General features: G+C 60.2%; 16 protein-coding genes and 1 tRNA gene. 5 read left to right on the top strand and 12 right to left on the bottom strand.

Annotated features, from left to right (window positions below; genetic code table 11):
- Window positions 1-6 precede the first annotated feature (6 nt).
- The 4 genes from EYW42_RS06640 to EYW42_RS06655 are packed head-to-tail and all read right to left on the bottom strand — an operon-like array spanning window position 7 to window position 3,398.
- Window positions 7-240 (bottom strand): hypothetical protein, encoded by a 234-nt coding sequence (locus EYW42_RS06640; RefSeq protein ID WP_135534466.1) that lies wholly within the window; start codon window positions 238-240, stop codon window positions 7-9.
- Complete coding sequence (locus EYW42_RS06645; protein WP_135534467.1) at window positions 240-2,354, bottom strand: hypothetical protein; 2,115 nt, start codon at window positions 2,352-2,354, stop codon at window positions 240-242. Before EYW42_RS06645 ends, EYW42_RS06640 begins: the two co-directional genes overlap by 1 nt.
- Window positions 2,355-2,382: 28 nt before the next feature.
- Entirely contained in the window at window positions 2,383-3,195 is an 813-nt protein-coding gene (locus tag EYW42_RS06650) for a hypothetical protein (protein ID WP_135534468.1), read from the bottom strand.
- Between the two features lie 14 nt (window positions 3,196-3,209).
- Entirely contained in the window at window positions 3,210-3,398 is a 189-nt protein-coding gene (locus tag EYW42_RS06655; RefSeq protein WP_135534469.1) for a hypothetical protein, read from the bottom strand.
- A gap of 123 nt (window positions 3,399-3,521) precedes the next feature.
- On the opposite strand from EYW42_RS06655, the gene EYW42_RS06660 reads away from it, so the two are divergent.
- Complete coding sequence (locus EYW42_RS06660; protein WP_135534470.1) at window positions 3,522-3,710, top strand: hypothetical protein; 189 nt, start codon at window positions 3,522-3,524, stop codon at window positions 3,708-3,710.
- 43 nt (window positions 3,711-3,753) lie between these two features.
- Here EYW42_RS06660 and EYW42_RS06665 read toward each other — a convergent pair whose 3' ends face one another.
- Genes EYW42_RS06665 through EYW42_RS06675 form a run of 3 tightly spaced genes read right to left on the bottom strand, consistent with a single transcriptional unit; the run spans window position 3,754 to window position 8,673 of the window.
- Window positions 3,754-4,383 (bottom strand): hypothetical protein, encoded by a 630-nt coding sequence (locus EYW42_RS06665; RefSeq protein ID WP_135534471.1) that lies wholly within the window; start codon window positions 4,381-4,383, stop codon window positions 3,754-3,756.
- A 16-nt stretch (window positions 4,384-4,399) separates the two neighbouring features.
- Complete coding sequence (locus EYW42_RS06670; protein WP_135534472.1) at window positions 4,400-8,170, bottom strand: PriCT-2 domain-containing protein; 3,771 nt, start codon at window positions 8,168-8,170, stop codon at window positions 4,400-4,402.
- Window positions 8,164-8,673 (bottom strand): hypothetical protein, encoded by a 510-nt coding sequence (locus tag EYW42_RS06675; RefSeq protein ID WP_135534473.1) that lies wholly within the window; start codon window positions 8,671-8,673, stop codon window positions 8,164-8,166. The genes EYW42_RS06670 and EYW42_RS06675 overlap by 7 nt, the downstream gene beginning before the upstream one ends.
- Before the next feature lie 234 nt (window positions 8,674-8,907).
- Here EYW42_RS06675 and EYW42_RS06680 point away from each other — a divergent pair, with 234 nt between their 5' ends.
- A complete protein-coding gene (locus EYW42_RS06680; RefSeq protein WP_135534474.1) occupies window positions 8,908-9,183 on the top strand; it encodes a hypothetical protein in 276 nt (91 codons plus the stop codon).
- A gap of 1,141 nt (window positions 9,184-10,324) precedes the next feature.
- A complete protein-coding gene (locus EYW42_RS06685; protein ID WP_135534475.1) occupies window positions 10,325-11,068 on the top strand; it encodes a hypothetical protein in 744 nt (247 codons plus the stop codon).
- 37 nt (window positions 11,069-11,105) lie between these two features.
- On the opposite strand, the gene EYW42_RS06690 is transcribed toward EYW42_RS06685, so the two are convergent.
- Both EYW42_RS06690 and EYW42_RS06695 read right to left on the bottom strand, forming a co-directional pair.
- Window positions 11,106-12,128, bottom strand: coding sequence for a tyrosine-type recombinase/integrase (locus tag EYW42_RS06690; protein WP_135534476.1), 1,023 nt, complete (start codon window positions 12,126-12,128; stop codon window positions 11,106-11,108).
- Between the two features lie 44 nt (window positions 12,129-12,172).
- Window positions 12,173-12,256: transfer RNA gene (locus EYW42_RS06695), tRNA-Leu, on the bottom strand.
- Window positions 12,257-12,338: 82 nt separating this feature from the next.
- Here EYW42_RS06695 and EYW42_RS06700 point away from each other — a divergent pair.
- A complete protein-coding gene (locus EYW42_RS06700) occupies window positions 12,339-12,647 on the top strand; it encodes a transcription initiation factor IIB family protein (RefSeq protein WP_135534477.1) in 309 nt (102 codons plus the stop codon).
- A gap of 204 nt (window positions 12,648-12,851) precedes the next feature.
- On the opposite strand, the gene EYW42_RS06705 is transcribed toward EYW42_RS06700, so the two are convergent.
- From EYW42_RS06705 to EYW42_RS06715, 3 genes are read right to left on the bottom strand one after another with little or no spacing between them, the layout of a single operon-like run.
- The gene (locus EYW42_RS06705; RefSeq protein WP_135534478.1) at window positions 12,852-13,343 is read right to left on the bottom strand and encodes a phosphopantetheine adenylyltransferase; all 492 of its coding nucleotides are present in this window, start codon (window positions 13,341-13,343) and stop codon (window positions 12,852-12,854) included.
- Window positions 13,344-13,382: 39 nt separating this feature from the next.
- Window positions 13,383-14,051: a winged helix-turn-helix transcriptional regulator gene (locus EYW42_RS06710; protein ID WP_135534479.1), complete on the bottom strand. Its 669-nt coding sequence runs from the start codon at window positions 14,049-14,051 to the stop codon at window positions 13,383-13,385.
- A gap of 46 nt (window positions 14,052-14,097) precedes the next feature.
- The gene (locus tag EYW42_RS06715) at window positions 14,098-15,207 is read right to left on the bottom strand and encodes a glutamate--cysteine ligase (RefSeq protein ID WP_135534480.1); all 1,110 of its coding nucleotides are present in this window, start codon (window positions 15,205-15,207) and stop codon (window positions 14,098-14,100) included.
- A 529-nt stretch (window positions 15,208-15,736) separates the two neighbouring features.
- Here EYW42_RS06715 and EYW42_RS06720 point away from each other — a divergent pair.
- Complete coding sequence (locus EYW42_RS06720) at window positions 15,737-16,486, top strand: DNA-directed RNA polymerase subunit epsilon (protein WP_135534481.1); 750 nt, start codon at window positions 15,737-15,739, stop codon at window positions 16,484-16,486.
- Window positions 16,487-16,493: the final 7 nt, after the last annotated feature.

Below are 16,493 nucleotides of genomic sequence, written 5' to 3' on the forward strand. Positions count from 1 at the left end.
AGAAGCTTACACCCCGATTGCGTCCGCGCCGAGCGCCTTCACGATCGCCTCAATGAGGCTCATAACGAACTCTCCAACAGCACCGCCAACCCCAGTCACCAACCACTCAACCAACCCTACAACCGCCTCAATCAGCACACCAGCCTGCGACAGGACTGCGAGCGCCAGCGCTGCCGCGGCTACCAGGATGAGGATCTGACCGAGACTCCCCAACGCCTTCAAGCCGAGTAGCGGGAGCATCAGTCGTCACCCCCCTGCAGGCCCAACGCGGCGAGCGCTCCCGCGCCCGCGGCTGCACCCCACATCCACAACCCACTCCCACCACCGTCACCGCCTCCCCCGCCACCAATCGGCTCATATTTCCGATTGTGGCGCGTGCGCTCCGCTGCCGTCCAAATCTGCCGGCGCATCAGCTCTTCTGCACCGTCAGTGGACAACTCTGCCTGACGGCCATCTCGCATCCAGAGGGCATCGATTTCCTCACCCTCCGCGTTCGTGACGGAGTGGATGTGGATGCCCTGTCCCGGGTCAGTCAGGCTCCGCCAGAGACTGTCGTAGTCCGCCACGACAATCTCCGCGGACACGTCGTTCGGATCTGGGATCCGGTACGTCTCACCGACAAACAGCGCCTCATCGACCGCTGCGGTCACGGACTCGATGTCACTGAGGGAGTAATCTGAACTGTCGAGTCGAAGGTAGAATGACGCGGTCCACTCCCCAGGATCGGAACTGGACATCCACTCCCCGCTCGTCATCACCTTCCCGTACTCGATTACCTGCGTGGACCCATCGGCGAACGTCACCGTGTGCTGACCGTTCGCTGGTTGCCCGCGGATGTGCAGTTCTGGGCCCTCAATGCGAGCGTCTTCACCTTCGGTGAGGTCGTACTCAACCGTCTTCTTCGCTCCCGGCACCCATCCTTCGTCACCGCCAAGGACTGGGATCGTGTCGTCGATTCGCTGCCCTTCCCCGACGTTTTCGTCGGGCTGCAGGACTTCGACGTCCACGTTCATCTTCGTATTCGCTCGCATCCCGCGCTTCAGGGCGGCTATGAGCGCGAACCCGGTCGAACCGGTCCGCGCCCAGTCCATCCCGAGCTCCCGCCGGACAGCCGCGTTCGACAGTTCGCTCATCGGGATGCGGTCTTCGCCCGCGTAGTAGGTGTACATCGTCTCAACGTACGCGTCAATCTCTGAGTCGAACGTTCTCACCAGATCCCACAGCTTCGTGTACATCTCAGACGCGAGATCCGCGAGATTCTGATTGTACTTCCCCAGCTGGTATTCGCTGTCGCTCAGGAAATCCGGCGGGGCGTAGTTGACCGGCGGGATCGGGTACGTCTTATCGTCAGGGACCGACGGTACCCACTCCCATCGACCCTCAGACGCGATTTGATCGTGCAGCGGGTGCACGATCATCTCCGGCGTATCCTGTTCAGGAACCAGCTGCATCACACCGGTTTCGAGGATTCGCCCGTCCATCAACTCCAGACGCGCGGGGTGCATCGACGGCTGATGCAGCGTGAAATCACTGTGCGTGAGTTCCGCCCCCGAGTTGAAGCTCCAGTAGTTCTTCAGCGAATCGTCTGTCAGCTCGCTGGCGACACGGAAGAACACGCCGTTAATCCTGATGAGGAGCTCCTCAAGCAGGATTAACAAGTTCACTTCGCTCGTGGAGAGGAGGTCTCGCACAGCGAGTGACGCTTCATCTTTCGCCTCGCCCATCGACTTCCCCGAGTTGAACGATGCGCGTGTAACGAGCTCGATTTCACTGTGCGCAAGCTCTTCGTTCGCCGACAGACTGTTTGACCACTGCGTAATCATCCGCTCTAGCAACTGGTGTGCTTCAGCCAGATCGTACCAGGCTTGCTGCAGCACCGTCGATTTCCCCGCCTGCGCGAAGTCGAACGGGTCGAAGTACATGTCCGCGAGCACTGACCGCCCGGCTTCGAAGAGGTCCTGGTCAGTGGTTGCGTACTTGGTTATCGTCCCTCCTGCGGCGGCTGCTTGCCCGTAGAGCGGGGTGTATGCCAGCATGAGCTCGCCAACACGGCCCGCGGATGGGACGCCAATCAGGTTACGGTGATTGTCCTGAGCGATGTAATCGCTGTAGTCCTTGTCCATCCAGTACCGGTCGTCTGGACTGTCTGGGTCTACGACGTTCCCGTCCTCAGTCGTCGTGGTCATGTCTGTAGTGTTCGTCTGCGCGGCCACGGACCCCGTGAGCGATGACCCTGCGGTCGCAGTGACACCTGCAGCTGCTAGTCCCTGCAGTAGTTGGCGTCTCGATACCGTTACACTGTCACCGCTGTCCGCGTTGACAGGTTCGCCGTCGCCGTCTTCTGTATCCTTCATGTTTGTATGAAAAATCGGTTAGCAGGTGTTACTCAGCGCGCGCAGCAAGCCCGATGAGGAGCAGCACTACGAGCACCCCAGCGATTGCGATCGGATCGCCAGCTGCGTCACTGATGACACCACCACCGATCGGTGCATCCTCAGTGTCTACTGTCAGCGGTGCGGTCGCTGACGTGCTCGCGTAGACCACTTCGACAGTGTAGTTCCCCGAATCAGGGACGTCTCCCGGGGCGACAGTGAACGACTCAGTCGCCGACGTACCCGAGGACAGCGTGTAGTCGTCCATCGTCTCCGAATGCACGACAGAGTCGTTCCTATCGAGAACCACGAACTCGACCGGGCCAACCCGATCCTGCCCGCCCGCCGACAGGGTCGCGTTAACGGTCGTCTCGCTACCGTTCACACTGTATTCCGACTGGTCGAGTGTAACGGACTGGTCAGCGACCGCGTTGACCGTCATCGATGACGTCGCCGTCACCCCGTCAACGGTCGCTTCGACCGAGTAGGTCCCCGGGTCAATCCCCTGCTCAGACGGTGACACGTCAATCGTGACCGTCTTCGTGCTGTTCGCTGCCACGTCCACCTGCCGTTCGTAGGTTGCGACGGCGGTTTCAGCGGACGTATCGACCACAGCCATGGACACCGTCTGATTACTGAGTCCTGCTGAGTCAGCGGTCACGTTGATCTCAACGGTCGCTGTCGTCGTCTCGTCCACGTCGTAGTTCGTCGCTCCGAACGTGACGTTGCCTGCTGCTGCAGCCGCTGGGCCGACCGCGAACGCGCCGAGAACGCTCACGAGAAGCATCGCTGCGAGCGCGGCAGCGCCTGTTTTGCGTGTCACACCTCGCATCGTGATTAGTCCCAGGCGTCGAACTGTTCACCAAGATCGTACGCGCCTGCGAGCGCCACGATCGTCCCGATCATTACTGCAACCGAGCTGCCGAGCGACGCGAGGGGGTCGAACCCCATCGTGTAACCCAATACCGCGATGCTCGACAGGCTAGTTACTGTGTTCGTCGCCAGCGCTGGCATGTCCAATGACATGCCCGTATCTAAGGGTTACAAGCCCGTTACCCCTAGTTTCTGACACTCAAGAAACGCGCGAAACGCGTGAATCACAGAACAGTGTTACCTCTCTCTTACCCCTACACCCCATACCCTCCACTGATGACATCAGTAGGAGACAAACACACCGCGACAATCAGCGTCAAACCGTCCGGGTCAGGGTCGATGAACGTCCCACAAGACGTCCTCGAAGCACTCTCCGGCGGAGAATCCACCACTGTCGTCTTCGTCGTCCGCAACGGAGAGGTCCGACTGATCCCGCTTGAAGGAGTGTTACTCGGCGATCGTTGACAGACTCGACTGGGCCGCGGTCAGGGGACGTGTAACGGGGGTGTTAGTAGACGTTCCCCGCCGGGACCGTGACACCCGAGCGGAACCACGGTGTCGTCACGTCCCACTGCGACAAGTCGTAATCCTCGAAGGTTGACAACCGAGCCTGCCCTGGGTGCCGAGCGGCGTCCTCACGGCCGTCGTCACCGTGCATGCCCTTCAGCGCATTGACAACCGTCCAATCCGGCTCATACTGCGACTTGATCGCTTGTTTATCGGCTTCGTCACCCGTCAGTGTCGATTGCACCCGCCGTGACGGAGGCGCTGGAGTGTCGTCAGTGAGGACACGCGAACTCCCCGACTGAGGTGGTGCATCGAGGGTCTGCTGTCCCGTCGCTTCCACACCGACCGGTTCCTCGTCACCGGCTTTGCTGATCGCGTAACACCAGAGGTCCATCGACGTCCGCCACTTCTCACCGCCCGGCGCGCGCTTGATGAGCCCCTTGTCCTTCAGATAGTGTTTCATCGCCGTTGACAGTCCCGATTCACCCCACGACCATGCGACAACCGGGGGTGCGAGGTACTGGCGGATCTCGCCCCAGTGAGCCGCGAGCTTGCCTTCCGTCCGCTGACGGAAGTCTCGCGCGCGGTCCGACTGCCACGTCACCGTCTCGTTCGATGTTGATGTTGACAATCTTGTTCACCTCGTGTTAGACGGTTCGCAGCCGGCCTTCCGACGGTTCGTACACGTCGCCCTTCGTCTTCAACTTCGCCAGTTCGTGATCGAACTTGTCCTCACTCAGCCCGGCTTCAACAGCCTGCTCGCGGACTTCACCGACCGGGGCACCATCCTCGTGTTCGTCTTCGACGTTCTCGATGACGTCCTTGAGAGCCATCACGCGGTCGCGCTGCACGTCTGCATCGATGGACTGACCGTCACCCTCAGTGTCACCGCCATCCGCCAGAACACTCTCCTGCTGACTCTCACCGTCGTCTGACGCGCCGTCAAGAGTCCCCTGTCCGTCGTCAGGTTCTTCGCCTTCAGTGAACCCCACGCCGGGCTGAATCGGAGTGATGGTTGTCCCAGCATCGAGGTTCAGCTGTCGCGCACCGTCGTATTCACCGATGTACACGTCATCAATCCGTACCGTCTCACCGGCTTCTAAGTGTTCACTCCCGTCAGCAGCATCACCGTTGTGATCGAACGCGACGATATCCACGCGACCGGTCGTGTCGGACACTGACCCCGCTTTGACAGGGCCACCAGCATCAGCAACACCGTCAGGGGTTTCCCCCCATTCAATGACTTTGACCGTCACCTCGGTGTAGTTGTGATCTACCTGCCCGAGCGCACCGACCGGAACTGGGCCATCACCGTCACCGCCGTCACTATCGCTGTCATCGTTGACAGTCTCTTCACCGTCGTCGCCTTCATCTTCAACGTCAACGAACGACTCCCTACTGAACCCGGTAATCTCGTCAACAGCGCGAGCCATGTCAATCCCGGTACAGCGGGCGATCGGTGGCGAATTCTGCTTCGTTCTCTGGATGTACGTATCCTCTTTTTTCAACTCGTCGAAGTTGTTCTTGTAATCCGATGCGGACTGCAGTAGGTCAGCGTTCAAGTCGTGATCTCTCACGTACTTACTGACCGAGTCGAAGGCTCGCGTCACGTTCACGCGTAGTTCCTCGTTCGTCTTACCTTCGTACACGACTTTGTAGAACCCGTTATCCGACTCGGAACCACTCATCAAGTACCCGGCTGCAGCGGCGCGCGACACTAAGCTGAAGAACTCGTCCTCGTGGGACTGCCGTCCGTCGCCGTCAACGTCAGCGACGTGTGCAAGCGCGTCCTCAAGCGCGTCCTCGCCTGGAAGTTTGGACACGTCTGCCCCCATCGCGTTGGCGAACGCGATCATCTGCTTCCATCCGAACACAACCGTCTGCAGCGCCTGAGTCTCAGTGTCACCCAGGTCTAAGCCCTCGTGTTGACCGAGGAATTCCGCGACGTGTCCGCGTGCGTCAAGCCACGAGTCGCGGAACTCGTCCTCGCTCATGTCCGCAACCCACGAGTAGTACGCGACTGCGTGATCTTGCAAGTTGTACTCAGCTTCGGGGAACTCCACAGTCGTCTTGTCCCCTTCATCATCGACTTGCACGTCGCCAACCAGGTCTTTGAACGCCTGCTTCATCCCCTCGTCTTCTGTGGGTGCTGACGTGACGTTCACGTTGACAGTCCGCCGACGTTCAGCGTTCGACCGAATCTCTGACTCCCCGGACACAACAATCGGTGAGCGGAAATGCCAGTCGTCAGTCCCCATCGAATGGTTCCCTTTCGGCAAGATGCCACCCGTTGCGCTCTTCTTGTAATAATCGTGGAACCTATCGATTGCGTAGTTTGCAGTCTTCTCCGGTCGGTACTCGTCGAACCACACCGGCACTCCGCGACTGGCAGCGAATCCTGTGAGCACGGCGTGCTTGGTTGCAGAGACTGACTGTGGCTCTGTGTCCATTCCCCACATTTGGTTGAGCGCTGCAAGCGTCGCCGTCTTCCCGCTACCTGATCGGCCGATGACTGCGAGCGGGTTGAACGTCCGGCTAACATCGAATATGCGGGGTCTGTGAGGTGCCGAGTACCACCACCCAAGGATTGCCGTGATGCGAGCGGGGGCCCGGGACTGGGCGATGAGCTCGATCATCTCCGCAACCTCGTCAGTGTCGATGTTGTCGTGGTCGTCCGAGTCCGCGGTGAACGACCGGACTGTCGCGTTCGTCTTCGACCCGCGCTCAATGTGTACGGCGTCAGGGTCGTCAGTCCACCCGTCTGCGGTGATTGACCCAGTGGGCGTTACGAACTCGGTACCGTCTTCGTTGAGTCCCATCTCGTACTGTGCGGCGCGAATCGGAACGTCCTGCTCAGCGATCCAGTGCCGAATGGAGTCCAGAACCTCGCTGTGCGACCGGTCGTCCTCGATCGTCGTTGAGTACACGCGCGACAGGATCTCGTCCTTGAACCGGCGGACGTCGTTGAACACCTTCGGTGGAACATCCAGCTCGAATTCCGGTTCGGACTCTGCCGGCGGGTTAATCTGAACGATGCTCGAACGACCCTGCTCATCCGGGAGGTCGAGGATCGAGTCTACGTCGAACTCGAACGACAGCACTGGCTTCGTGAACATCCACCGTCTATCTGTCCACGTCACGCGCATCAGCTGGCCATTCTCGTTGACAAGGTCACCGTACTCGTGCTCGTTTGCGAGTTCCCAGTGCCGTTCAATCCTGTCACGAGTCCGTCCGACCCACTTGTCAATCTCGTCAATCCGGGCTTCGAACGTCTCTTCATCTAAGTCCCCGACTGCATCGGCCAAGCGCCGCACATGGTCGTCGGTGGGGTCGGGGCGTTCGTCGTCCGGGTCACGGGTAGCGACCGGCGGGTATTCATCGATGAACCCGTCAACGGTCTGTTCCGCGAGTCTAACGGTCTTGTCCGGCATCTCCCACCCGTTCCGCTCCGCAACGTGGAGGAGCGTCCCGATCGTGACGTGCGAATCGGTCTCCGCATCACCGTCGAACCCGGCGCGGATGATGTTGAACGCGTTCTCCTCCGCCTCACGATCCCACTTCTCACCGTCCTGTGACCAATCTTCGAACGTCTCCAACGCCACATCGAACGCGTCGTCGTCCAGATCCCTGTCCACGCGGCGGAAGTACTCCGCGACCGCGAACCCGATGTTACGCCACTCCGAATACCCGACGTCCGGGTCGATGTGACTGAGCGCTCCCTGCACGTCCGCAGGCTGCAGCCATTCATCACCGGGCGAGTAACCGCCCCCGGACGGCGTGTCGGGACCGCTCCGCGGATCCTCGCCCGTAATCGTCTCGTACAAGTCTGCGAGGGCGTTCCGCAGCCACTGGTCGTCGCCGGACACGTCAACGACTGGGAGGTCACCGTCGCACGCACCGGTCACCGTGCAGAACTTGTTATCGAGGACGTCAACGCCTTCGTGCTCTGCATCTTCGAACGACTTGTCTGCCCACCACTCCGGCACGTCGAACCCGGTCACTGGGAGGTGAACCCCGGTTTTGGATGGGCTGAGTTCCTTGTAGTACTCCGCAATCTTCTTGCCGAACGATTCCGGAACCCACCATTCCCAGCGGAAGTTCTCTTCGAAGAACTCGCCGTCAGTCCGCCGGCACCCGTCAAGGTCGATGACGGAGACCGGGGTGTCCGTGGTCACGAACCCGATCCCCCAGCTGGGATTCGATTCCGCGGCTTCCAGCGCTTCCTCGAAGGTGTGCCACGCGTCCGGGTCGTTGTAGGAGATACTGAAATTTCCCTTCCAGTGCGGGCGGCGCGGTGTGTCGTTCGATGAGTCCCACAGTAACCAGTGGTCGTGGTCTTTCAGGATCTGCGGGATGTTCTCCGCGTGCACGTTTACAACATCGTCGTCGCCGGTGTCCTGCTGACCTTCGTCTACCAACTGTCTTCACCCCCCTTCGTGTTGGCACTGCCGTCCGTCACGATCTCTCCGTCAGCCGTACCGTGCGGACCGTCGTTGTCGTTCTCACCGGTGACAGTGATTTGATCGACCGGCGCGTCAATGAACGATAACTTTCCGCCGTCGTGGCTCTCGGGGCACAGATCGCGCGCTGCGTCGGTTCGCGGTTCTAGGCGCGCCATCCCAACTTTATGGGTCACACCGACAACGGTCCAAGACTCACTGCACCACTCAACCGTGTCATCCTCTGTGACTTTGCGGTTGCAATCGTCGTGGATGCGGTCGATATCCACGACCCTTTCGCGCGGGATTTTCCGGTCAACGCCGGGCTTCTCCGCGCGGTAAATGATGACCCACCCACCGCGGGTGTCGTGATCGGGGGCGTGAATGATTTCGCCGTTCTCATGAATGATGGCGGCGGGCTTTGCGTCGCTGCGACCACTCGATGTGGTGTGATTTTTAAGGTTTCGTTGCGTAGTTTGCATTGGTACTCGCGGACTGCATCGATTGATTTGGAGAGTCGATCCGACTCGCATCCGCACATCCATCGAGGTCAGGTGAACTCCGCGATACCAGGGCGACAGGGTGGTACCCTGTCGCCCGTCCTTTCATTCAGACACTGGTTAGGTGTCCGTCCAGGGCCGCGTGTCCACCGCTTATCCCCTGTTAAGGACCCGGTGCGTATAAGTGTTTGGGGAACAAACATAGAGATAGGAATGATGACCCAACACCCATCGCTGCTCGATACCGATCACGAACTCCTCGAACTCCTCCACGAAGAAAGCCGGCAAACACCGAGCATGCTCCTCACCAAAGTAGAGAGTACAGACTCGAAACAATACGTCCAAAACCGCCTCAAACACCTCCGCGACAACGAACTCGTCCACCGCCCCGATCGCGGAATTTACGAACTCACTGCACGTGGTGAGCGCGCAGCTGCTAATCTCGACCTGTACAGTGAGGATCGAGATGCGTTCTGGACCCGCGTTCACTAAGCCTGATTGGGACTGCATCGATTGCTGGCACAGATTTACAACTTCCTGTCACTCTTAAAACCTCGCAGAGTTGCGACGCCCATCGACTCCGGCACCTGCTCCAGTCACTAACGGAGTTTACAGCGTTTAACACCGATTTTACATCGCGGTGTAAAACGATAACCGGTAGTACAGCCTCTGAGAGGGGGTGATTGGTGGTGGTTTTACGTATTTTACGCATTTTACAGTATCTCTCGGGATAGTGTGTTCACTGTCCCTCCTGTCGTTGTCCCTGTTGTTGGTCACAACCCCCTGAGAGAATCCGTAAATTGCGTTAATCGCGTAAAATCGGGGGTTCACCCTGTCGCCGTGTTGCGGTTTTCACTTTACATCACCGATGTTAACTGCTGTAAAACTCGTGTTAGCTGGGTTGGTGTCGATGGGAGGGCGCGGCGGCTGCCGCGCTCGTTGTGGACGGTCGGTGCTGGTGTGTCTGGATCGATGGTCATGGTGGTCTCTGCGGTCGCGTGCGTGCGCGTGAGCGTGCCGTGGCTGTCGGTGAGGGGATTGGTGCGTGTTCTGTTGCGGGAGTGTTACGCGGCGTGTGAGCGTCGTCTGAGCCGCGTCGTCGTTCGTCGTTCGTGGTCGTGTGAGCACTGGCGGCGTGTGAGCGTTGACAGTTTCGCGGTGCTCGTTGGTGTCGATCGTGACTGCCGGGCGTCGTCGTCTGCACCCCAGGGGTGCGTGACACTTCCCCGTAACACTGGGCGGACTGCTCTTCGAAGCCCAGCGGCGTCTGAGTGACCACCAACCCACCACTTCTCTCCGGAGGGTAAATCCCTCTATACCCCACCCACACCTTCGGACGAAAAAACGGTGTCATTTACCGATATTCACCCCCAGTTACGGACGCAAAACGCACGAAAAACTTTTTCGTTACCTTAGCAGCCCCGGCTTAGAAAACACCGATATCCCACCCTGGCAACCCCGGATTCCACCCCGATCTGACCACCCTCGAATCACCGTAATTGATTCGTGTTATGAGATATGCCCTGAGCGGTGTTTTTCGCGCGTTTCGGAGCGCGTTACACTGTCATTTTCGTTTTTCACATGTTAGGAACCCCTGTCACTTATGTTTCTGGAAGTGTTACGTTCTAGTAAGATGCCACAGAAACACAAACCAGCATCGACCAGCATCTACGTCACAGGCAACAGTGAGAGTGAGCGAGCTGAGAATCTCAAAGCCTGCCTGGTCCACGCGTCGAACCGGTCCGGAGAAACCTGGCTTCGTGAACTCGATATCAATCAAGCTGTGAGCAGTGCACTCAATTCAATGGAAACCTCGCAGCCCGGCGAAGTCACGACACTCCGTGAGCAGGGGCTCGAAGATGAGCTCAATAAGCTACGCATCTACCACGATCGCATCGGGACCGCTGCGGGGCTGCAGTCTCTCGTGATTGAGACTAAGCGTGATGACCACGTTCTGCACGTGGTCACGCATGATGTTGACGCGCTCGTTGACAGTTCCGTCGGGGTCGGTCATGTTGACGCGCTCGTGACTGATGGGGGAGTGACTGTGCACACAGCTTCACAGAAGATTGCGTTGCTGTCGGGGCGTCCTGTTGAGGGTGCACGGAAGCGTGTGGTGACGACGTTGGCTGATTCGATCCATCCGCGGGCTGAGGGGGAGAACACGTATCAGCACACTGGCGGTCGTCCTCCGTTGGGCTTCGAAGCGAAGGATGGGCGGCTTGTTCCCGCGGATGATTACGATCGTGTCTGCACGATCCTTCAGCAGGTCAGAGATTCGGGGACGTCGAAGCGTGAGGCAGCTTCGATGTTGGGGTGCGTGCGAGCGACAGTGCTGAACGCATTGGACCGTCCTGAGATGTACAACCTCCGGTGAGCGCGGGACTGGGGTGCCTGCCTCTCTCCCGCGGTGCTCAGAATTTCTCTAACGCGTCTCTACGGTCTTCCACTGGAACCTGATCGTACTTCATCGTCGTCTTCGCCGACTTGTGCCGTAACTGGTCCTTCGTCGCTTTCAAATCCCGCTCTGCAGTCATCAGGGTGCCAACACTGTGTCGAACGGCGTACCACGTGAGACTTCGTCCGCCTGAGTCGATTCCTGCATCGTCGCACAGTCTGGACAGTAACCGGGAGAGTGACCGGGACCCGTACGCGGTTGCTTCTCTGGTTAACCAGAGTTCGTCACGATCGTCGTACATCGAGTCGTCGCTGCGTTCCTGCAGCCAGTGTTCGAGCGCGGTCGCCGTTCGACTCGTTAGACTGACGCGCCAGTTATCGACGTTCTTCGATGAGTCTTCGCGCGGGATTCTGAGTAGCATGTTCTGCGTATCAACCCACGCAGGTCGCGCTCGCGCGACTTCTACGGGTCGTAACCCGGCATCGAGGCTTGTGAGAACGATTGATGCGACGCGCCACCCGTCGCCCGTTTCGAGGGCTTCCTCGCGCACCAGGCGTCGCTCACGCCGGGTCAGGTAGTCACGCGGAGCATCGCCCCCGCCGGAACGGAATCGTTGTTCTCGGTTCCACTCGGCGACGTGAGACGTCCCTGATGCCCATCGGTAGTACCGCATCAAGGCCTCCTCCGTCTTGCCCTTCGTCGCGTTCGTGACGTCACGGTATGCGACGACGTCGTCCATGTACTCCGTCGCCTGCTCGGGTCGTGGCGGGACGGTGTATCGACCGTCTTCACCCCATGTCCATCGATCGAACCGGGCGGTCTTGTACGCGGTCTCGTACACGGTGTAATCTGAGTACCCTTCGCGCTTACCCGGGTTCTTCCCTTTCGATCGTAGCCATTCGATGAACTCGGCGCGGTGCTCGCGGTAGTCCACGAGCTGCTTATCGTTCAGTGCGTCACGGTTCGGTTCCGGGACTAATCGGATCTTCCGCCCGGACTCGATTCGAATGTCGCAGCGTTCGTTTTGCTTGGCTGTCATGCTTGTGTGCACAAGCAAAACCACGGGACTGCGTGAGGATCGAGTGCGCGGGAGGAGATTTGAACTCCTGGACCCCTACGGGACAGCGTCCTAAGCGCTGCGCCGTTTCCTGGCTTGGCTACCCGCGCTCGTCCCCACGTACCCGTGTCTGCAAAAAATACCTGTCGTTCCGACCGCGCGCTTAAGTTCGCCGGACCACAATCACCGCTCATGTATCGGGCCCGTGATAGAGTCGATAACGAGGAGTGGATCGAACAGCTCCACGCCGCGGCTGACCGCCTCGACCTCGGATCCGAGGCGCGGTCGACGGCGACAGACCTCTTTCTCACGGCCATCCAGACCGAAGACGGGTCCAAACGAACGTCTCTCGCGGCGAGTCTCTACGCCGGATCGTTGATCGCAGGCGAGGAGCGGTCCCAGGGGGCAGTCGCGGATGCGGCCGACGTTTCGCGGCTGAGTATCCAGCAGCGGTGGAAAGACATACTGGAAAACGCCGGACTCGAACCCCCGGGCTGGTAGATACCGGGCGGATACTGTCGGACAGAATCCCGAACGCTATCGGCCCGGGACTATTCGGGGTCTAAGCGACGGCTGCCGAAAGCGGCGTCGTAAGCAGCCTCGTCGATTCGACGAGTTCGGACGGAACGCTGACACCGTCCCGTACACGACCGCGTCGACATCGGGATCGGTTCAATCATCACCGAGGGTGCGAAGTCGATGGAGTCAGCTATCCTGTCGTTCGCGGCCCTCACGGTCCGGCGTGAGGGTCCCGTGTTCGTCTATCTCGCCGCGGACGATGCGGGTACTCGAGATGATGTCGCCGTCCTCGGCGCGGGCGTACTCGACGACTTCGATGGTAAGCGGAGCGTTGCCACATTCTTCCCGTATCTCGTTTATCCGCTCGGCGACGTCGACCGTCTCCGGCGAGACGATCAGGTAGTCGAACTGCGGTTCCGTGGCAATGCCTGTCGGTTGCGTCAACGTCCGTATCTCGTACTCGCGGTCGTACTCCTCGGCGAACGAGGCGAGTTCTTCGTCGAGGTCCGCTTCTCGTTCGGAGAAGGGTCTGACGTAGCGGTCCTCCTTGCGGGTCTTCGGCGCGAGTTCGTCACTGGTGAGACCGACGGTAACGTCGCCGAGTTCGAACGCCCGTTCGAACAGCGATCGATGCCCGTCGTGCACCGGGTCGAACGTCCCACCCAGCGCTACCTTCATATCGTCGTAAATCGGTTCCCGGTGCTTAAAAGAGTCGGGTTACGTCTCGGCGTCGTCGTCCCGAGACTCCTCAGTGTCGCTGTCCCTGTCGTCCTTGACGGTGATAGTTACCGGGTCTTCCGCCTCTTCGTCGAGGACTGACTCGGTCTCCGAGAGGTAATCGTCTAGGTTGAACACGGTGTTCAGTTCGCTCTGAACCTGTCCGACGATGCCGCCGACCAGGTCGCTCGGGGCGATAGCGGTGTACTCGTACGGGTTGTTGCCCGCGCCGTCGCTCTCGCGTTTGCGCCGGTTCACTATCTCTTCCTCGTGGAGTTCCGCAAGCGCCTCGCGGACCGTACTCGGATACAGACCGGTCCCGCCGGCGATCTCTTCGCTCGTGCTGCCCGGATTCTTTCGCAGGTGGACGTATATTCTCGCGCGAGTCTCCGTGTCGAGTATCCACGAGAGGAGATCGACGACGCCCTGGTCGAACCCGTCGACTGCACGTTGCGTGGTGCTCTCGGTCTCCACGTCAGTGTCTTCGTCAACGACGGTGGTCTCGTCGTCGCCCTCCGAGACGGCCACTTCCTCGTGAACGTCTCCCTCCTCGTCGACTTCCAGTCGTTCCTCGACCTCCACGTCCTCGTCGACGTCGACCGCCGCTTCCTCGACCTCGTCGCCTTCGACCGTCACGTCGTCGTTGTCGTTTTCAGTATCGTCGTCCATTGTCCTTTCTGTAAGGACGGAATACCCCAACGGTGAAAAACCTTGCTTAGAGGAGGAGCGCTTCGCAGAGCGCGTCGAGACCTTCCGATTCGCGAAGTCGGCGCTGCCGATTGGCCCCGCTTTCGGACCCGTAGATGTCGCGGATACCCGTCACGCCGAGGCGCTCCGATTCCCTGTCGACGAGTTCGCCGAGGTCTATCGTCTCCGCGCCGTCGCGGGTGACGAACGCGGCGTCGTGACCGCGCCGGAGTGCGCGCCACTTGTTCTCGTCGAGCAGTTCGCGTCGCAGGCCCTCGGTCCCCACGTCTCCGCCCGCGATATCCGGCGGCTCGGGGTTCGCGCTGTCCTCGTATCGTTCGGCCAGGTCAAACACCAGCGCACGCGTGTACTCCACGAACGCCATCACGCGCTCGGGGTCAGCCTGTCCGTCCGGCGTCCGCACCTCGACGGTCCCGTGTTCCGTGTGGGGCCTGACCTCGTGCCAGAGCTCCCCGCGGTCGTGTATCGACTCGGTCGCTAACATCCGTTGCTCGAACTCGTGGTAGGCGTCGAAGTCCTCGAACGCGGTCGGCATCCCCGTGTTCGGCAACCCCTCGAATATCTTGGCACGGGCGGACTGCAGGCCGGTGTCGAACCCGTTCCAGTACGGCGAGTTCGCCGATAACGCGAGCATTACGGGCAGGAACCAGCGCAACTCGTTGGCTATCCACGTCGCCTTGTCGGCATCGTCGATGCCGACGTGAACGTGCAGGCCGGCCGTGGTGTTGCGGTGTTGAGGGTACTGTATTCGGTCGAGCTGAGACCTGTAACGCGGCTTTTCGGCGTGTTCCAGTTCACGCCACTTCGCCGTAGGGTGGAGGCCCGCCGCGGCGATTCGGTACCCGTGTCGCTCCGCGTGGTCGACGAGCGCCTCCCGAACCGCGCCCAGCGACTCTTCGGCGTCACCGAGCGACTCGACGGCAGGCGTCTGCGTCTCGATGACGCACTTGAACAACTCGTGGTCCAGTCGACCGTCGAGTATCTCTGGTGGGTCGTGCCGGTAGACGAGGTCGTCCGTACCGGAGACGGGACGGCCCTCCTCGTCGACGACGTAGAACTCCTCCTCTATCCCAAGCGTCCCGAACTCGTCGAACCTCTCGGCGGCGGCCCGGTCCATCGCCCGAGAGTTTGCAACCCGCGAATAAATAGGGTTTGGAGTCGGCAGGCCTGCCACCGGATCGTCTCAACGCCGGCGAGACGGGCCAGACGGTTGTCCGACGGGTCGACCGTTTAAGTGCTTCTCGCGACAAGGGGTCATAGTAGAGGATTCTGCCTGAGTTCACTCCGGGAAGCGATGCGCTCGTCAGTCGCACTGACGGCGTTTCTTTAAGTGCTTCTCGCGACAAGGGTTCGTAGTGAAGGATTCTCGGGAGACTATCTGTCTTCGAGCGTAGCGTCTCTCGACCGGCACCGCTGGCCGCGACTACGGATCTCACGTGAGGCCATTGACCCTTTAAGTGCTTCTCGCGATAAGGGTTCATTGTGAGGAAATGCGTCGGGTTCTGCGGTCCAGTTTTCTTCCGACAGAGTCGGCTGTACGCCAGTGAAAAACTCCGGCACCCCAAGTATCAAACATCGTTCCGACGAGACAGCCGACAGTACGAAGCCATGCCTTTCTATACCCTCGGGAGCGTAAACCGCACGAGATGAGTGGCGGCCCGCCGCAGACGTCGACCGGACCACCCACGAGCATCGAACGGGCGTGGCTACGTAGGGACATTAGCACCGGCCCAGGCGACGGATCGCTGTCGCGGTTAGATGCCGTCAAGGACGAACGCATCAGGCGATGGGACGTAGTGACGCCGAGCGCGACGCTCATCGGCCGTGCTGACCGTCCGGACGCGGACGTGGGGGAGAACCTCCGCCGACTCCACGACGAGCAACACCCGGCGATGGACGGTCACAGCGCGCGGATGCATCGACTGGAGAAGGCTCGAATCACCCACGCCTTCTGCAGTACGCTCTCGCTCACCGCCTGGGAACGCGACCGCGCGCTCGGGATCATGGTCGATCTCGACCTGACGGCGTTCGGAAGCCAGCGCGCTATCGAGAAGGTCGCACTGGTCGTCGTCCAGTACGTCGTCGACGACGAGCGACGACGGCAACTCGGCCTCCATGACCAGGGGTGGGTGAGCGACCAGTCGCCGGAGAGGCTCGAATCGCTGTACGAGCGCTTCGAATCCATCAAAGAGAACCCCGAGTATCGAGAGTTGCTGGCGGCCCACGGTCTGGACACGACCAGCGTGAACCGACTGAACCGGACGCTACGGGAGCAACTCGACGAACAGGACCTCGAAGGGAGCGTCCTCGGCCGCTCCCCGTATCGGGACCCGAGCATGCCGGTTATCAGGGACCGCTCGAACGGTGACGGGGACGCCCCCGACGGCACTGAGTGAGGACGCT

The sequence above is a fragment of the Halostella pelagica genome, assembly GCF_004762015.1.
In the GTDB taxonomy this organism is placed as follows: Archaea; Halobacteriota; Halobacteria; order Halobacteriales; family Natronoarchaeaceae; genus Halostella; species Halostella pelagica.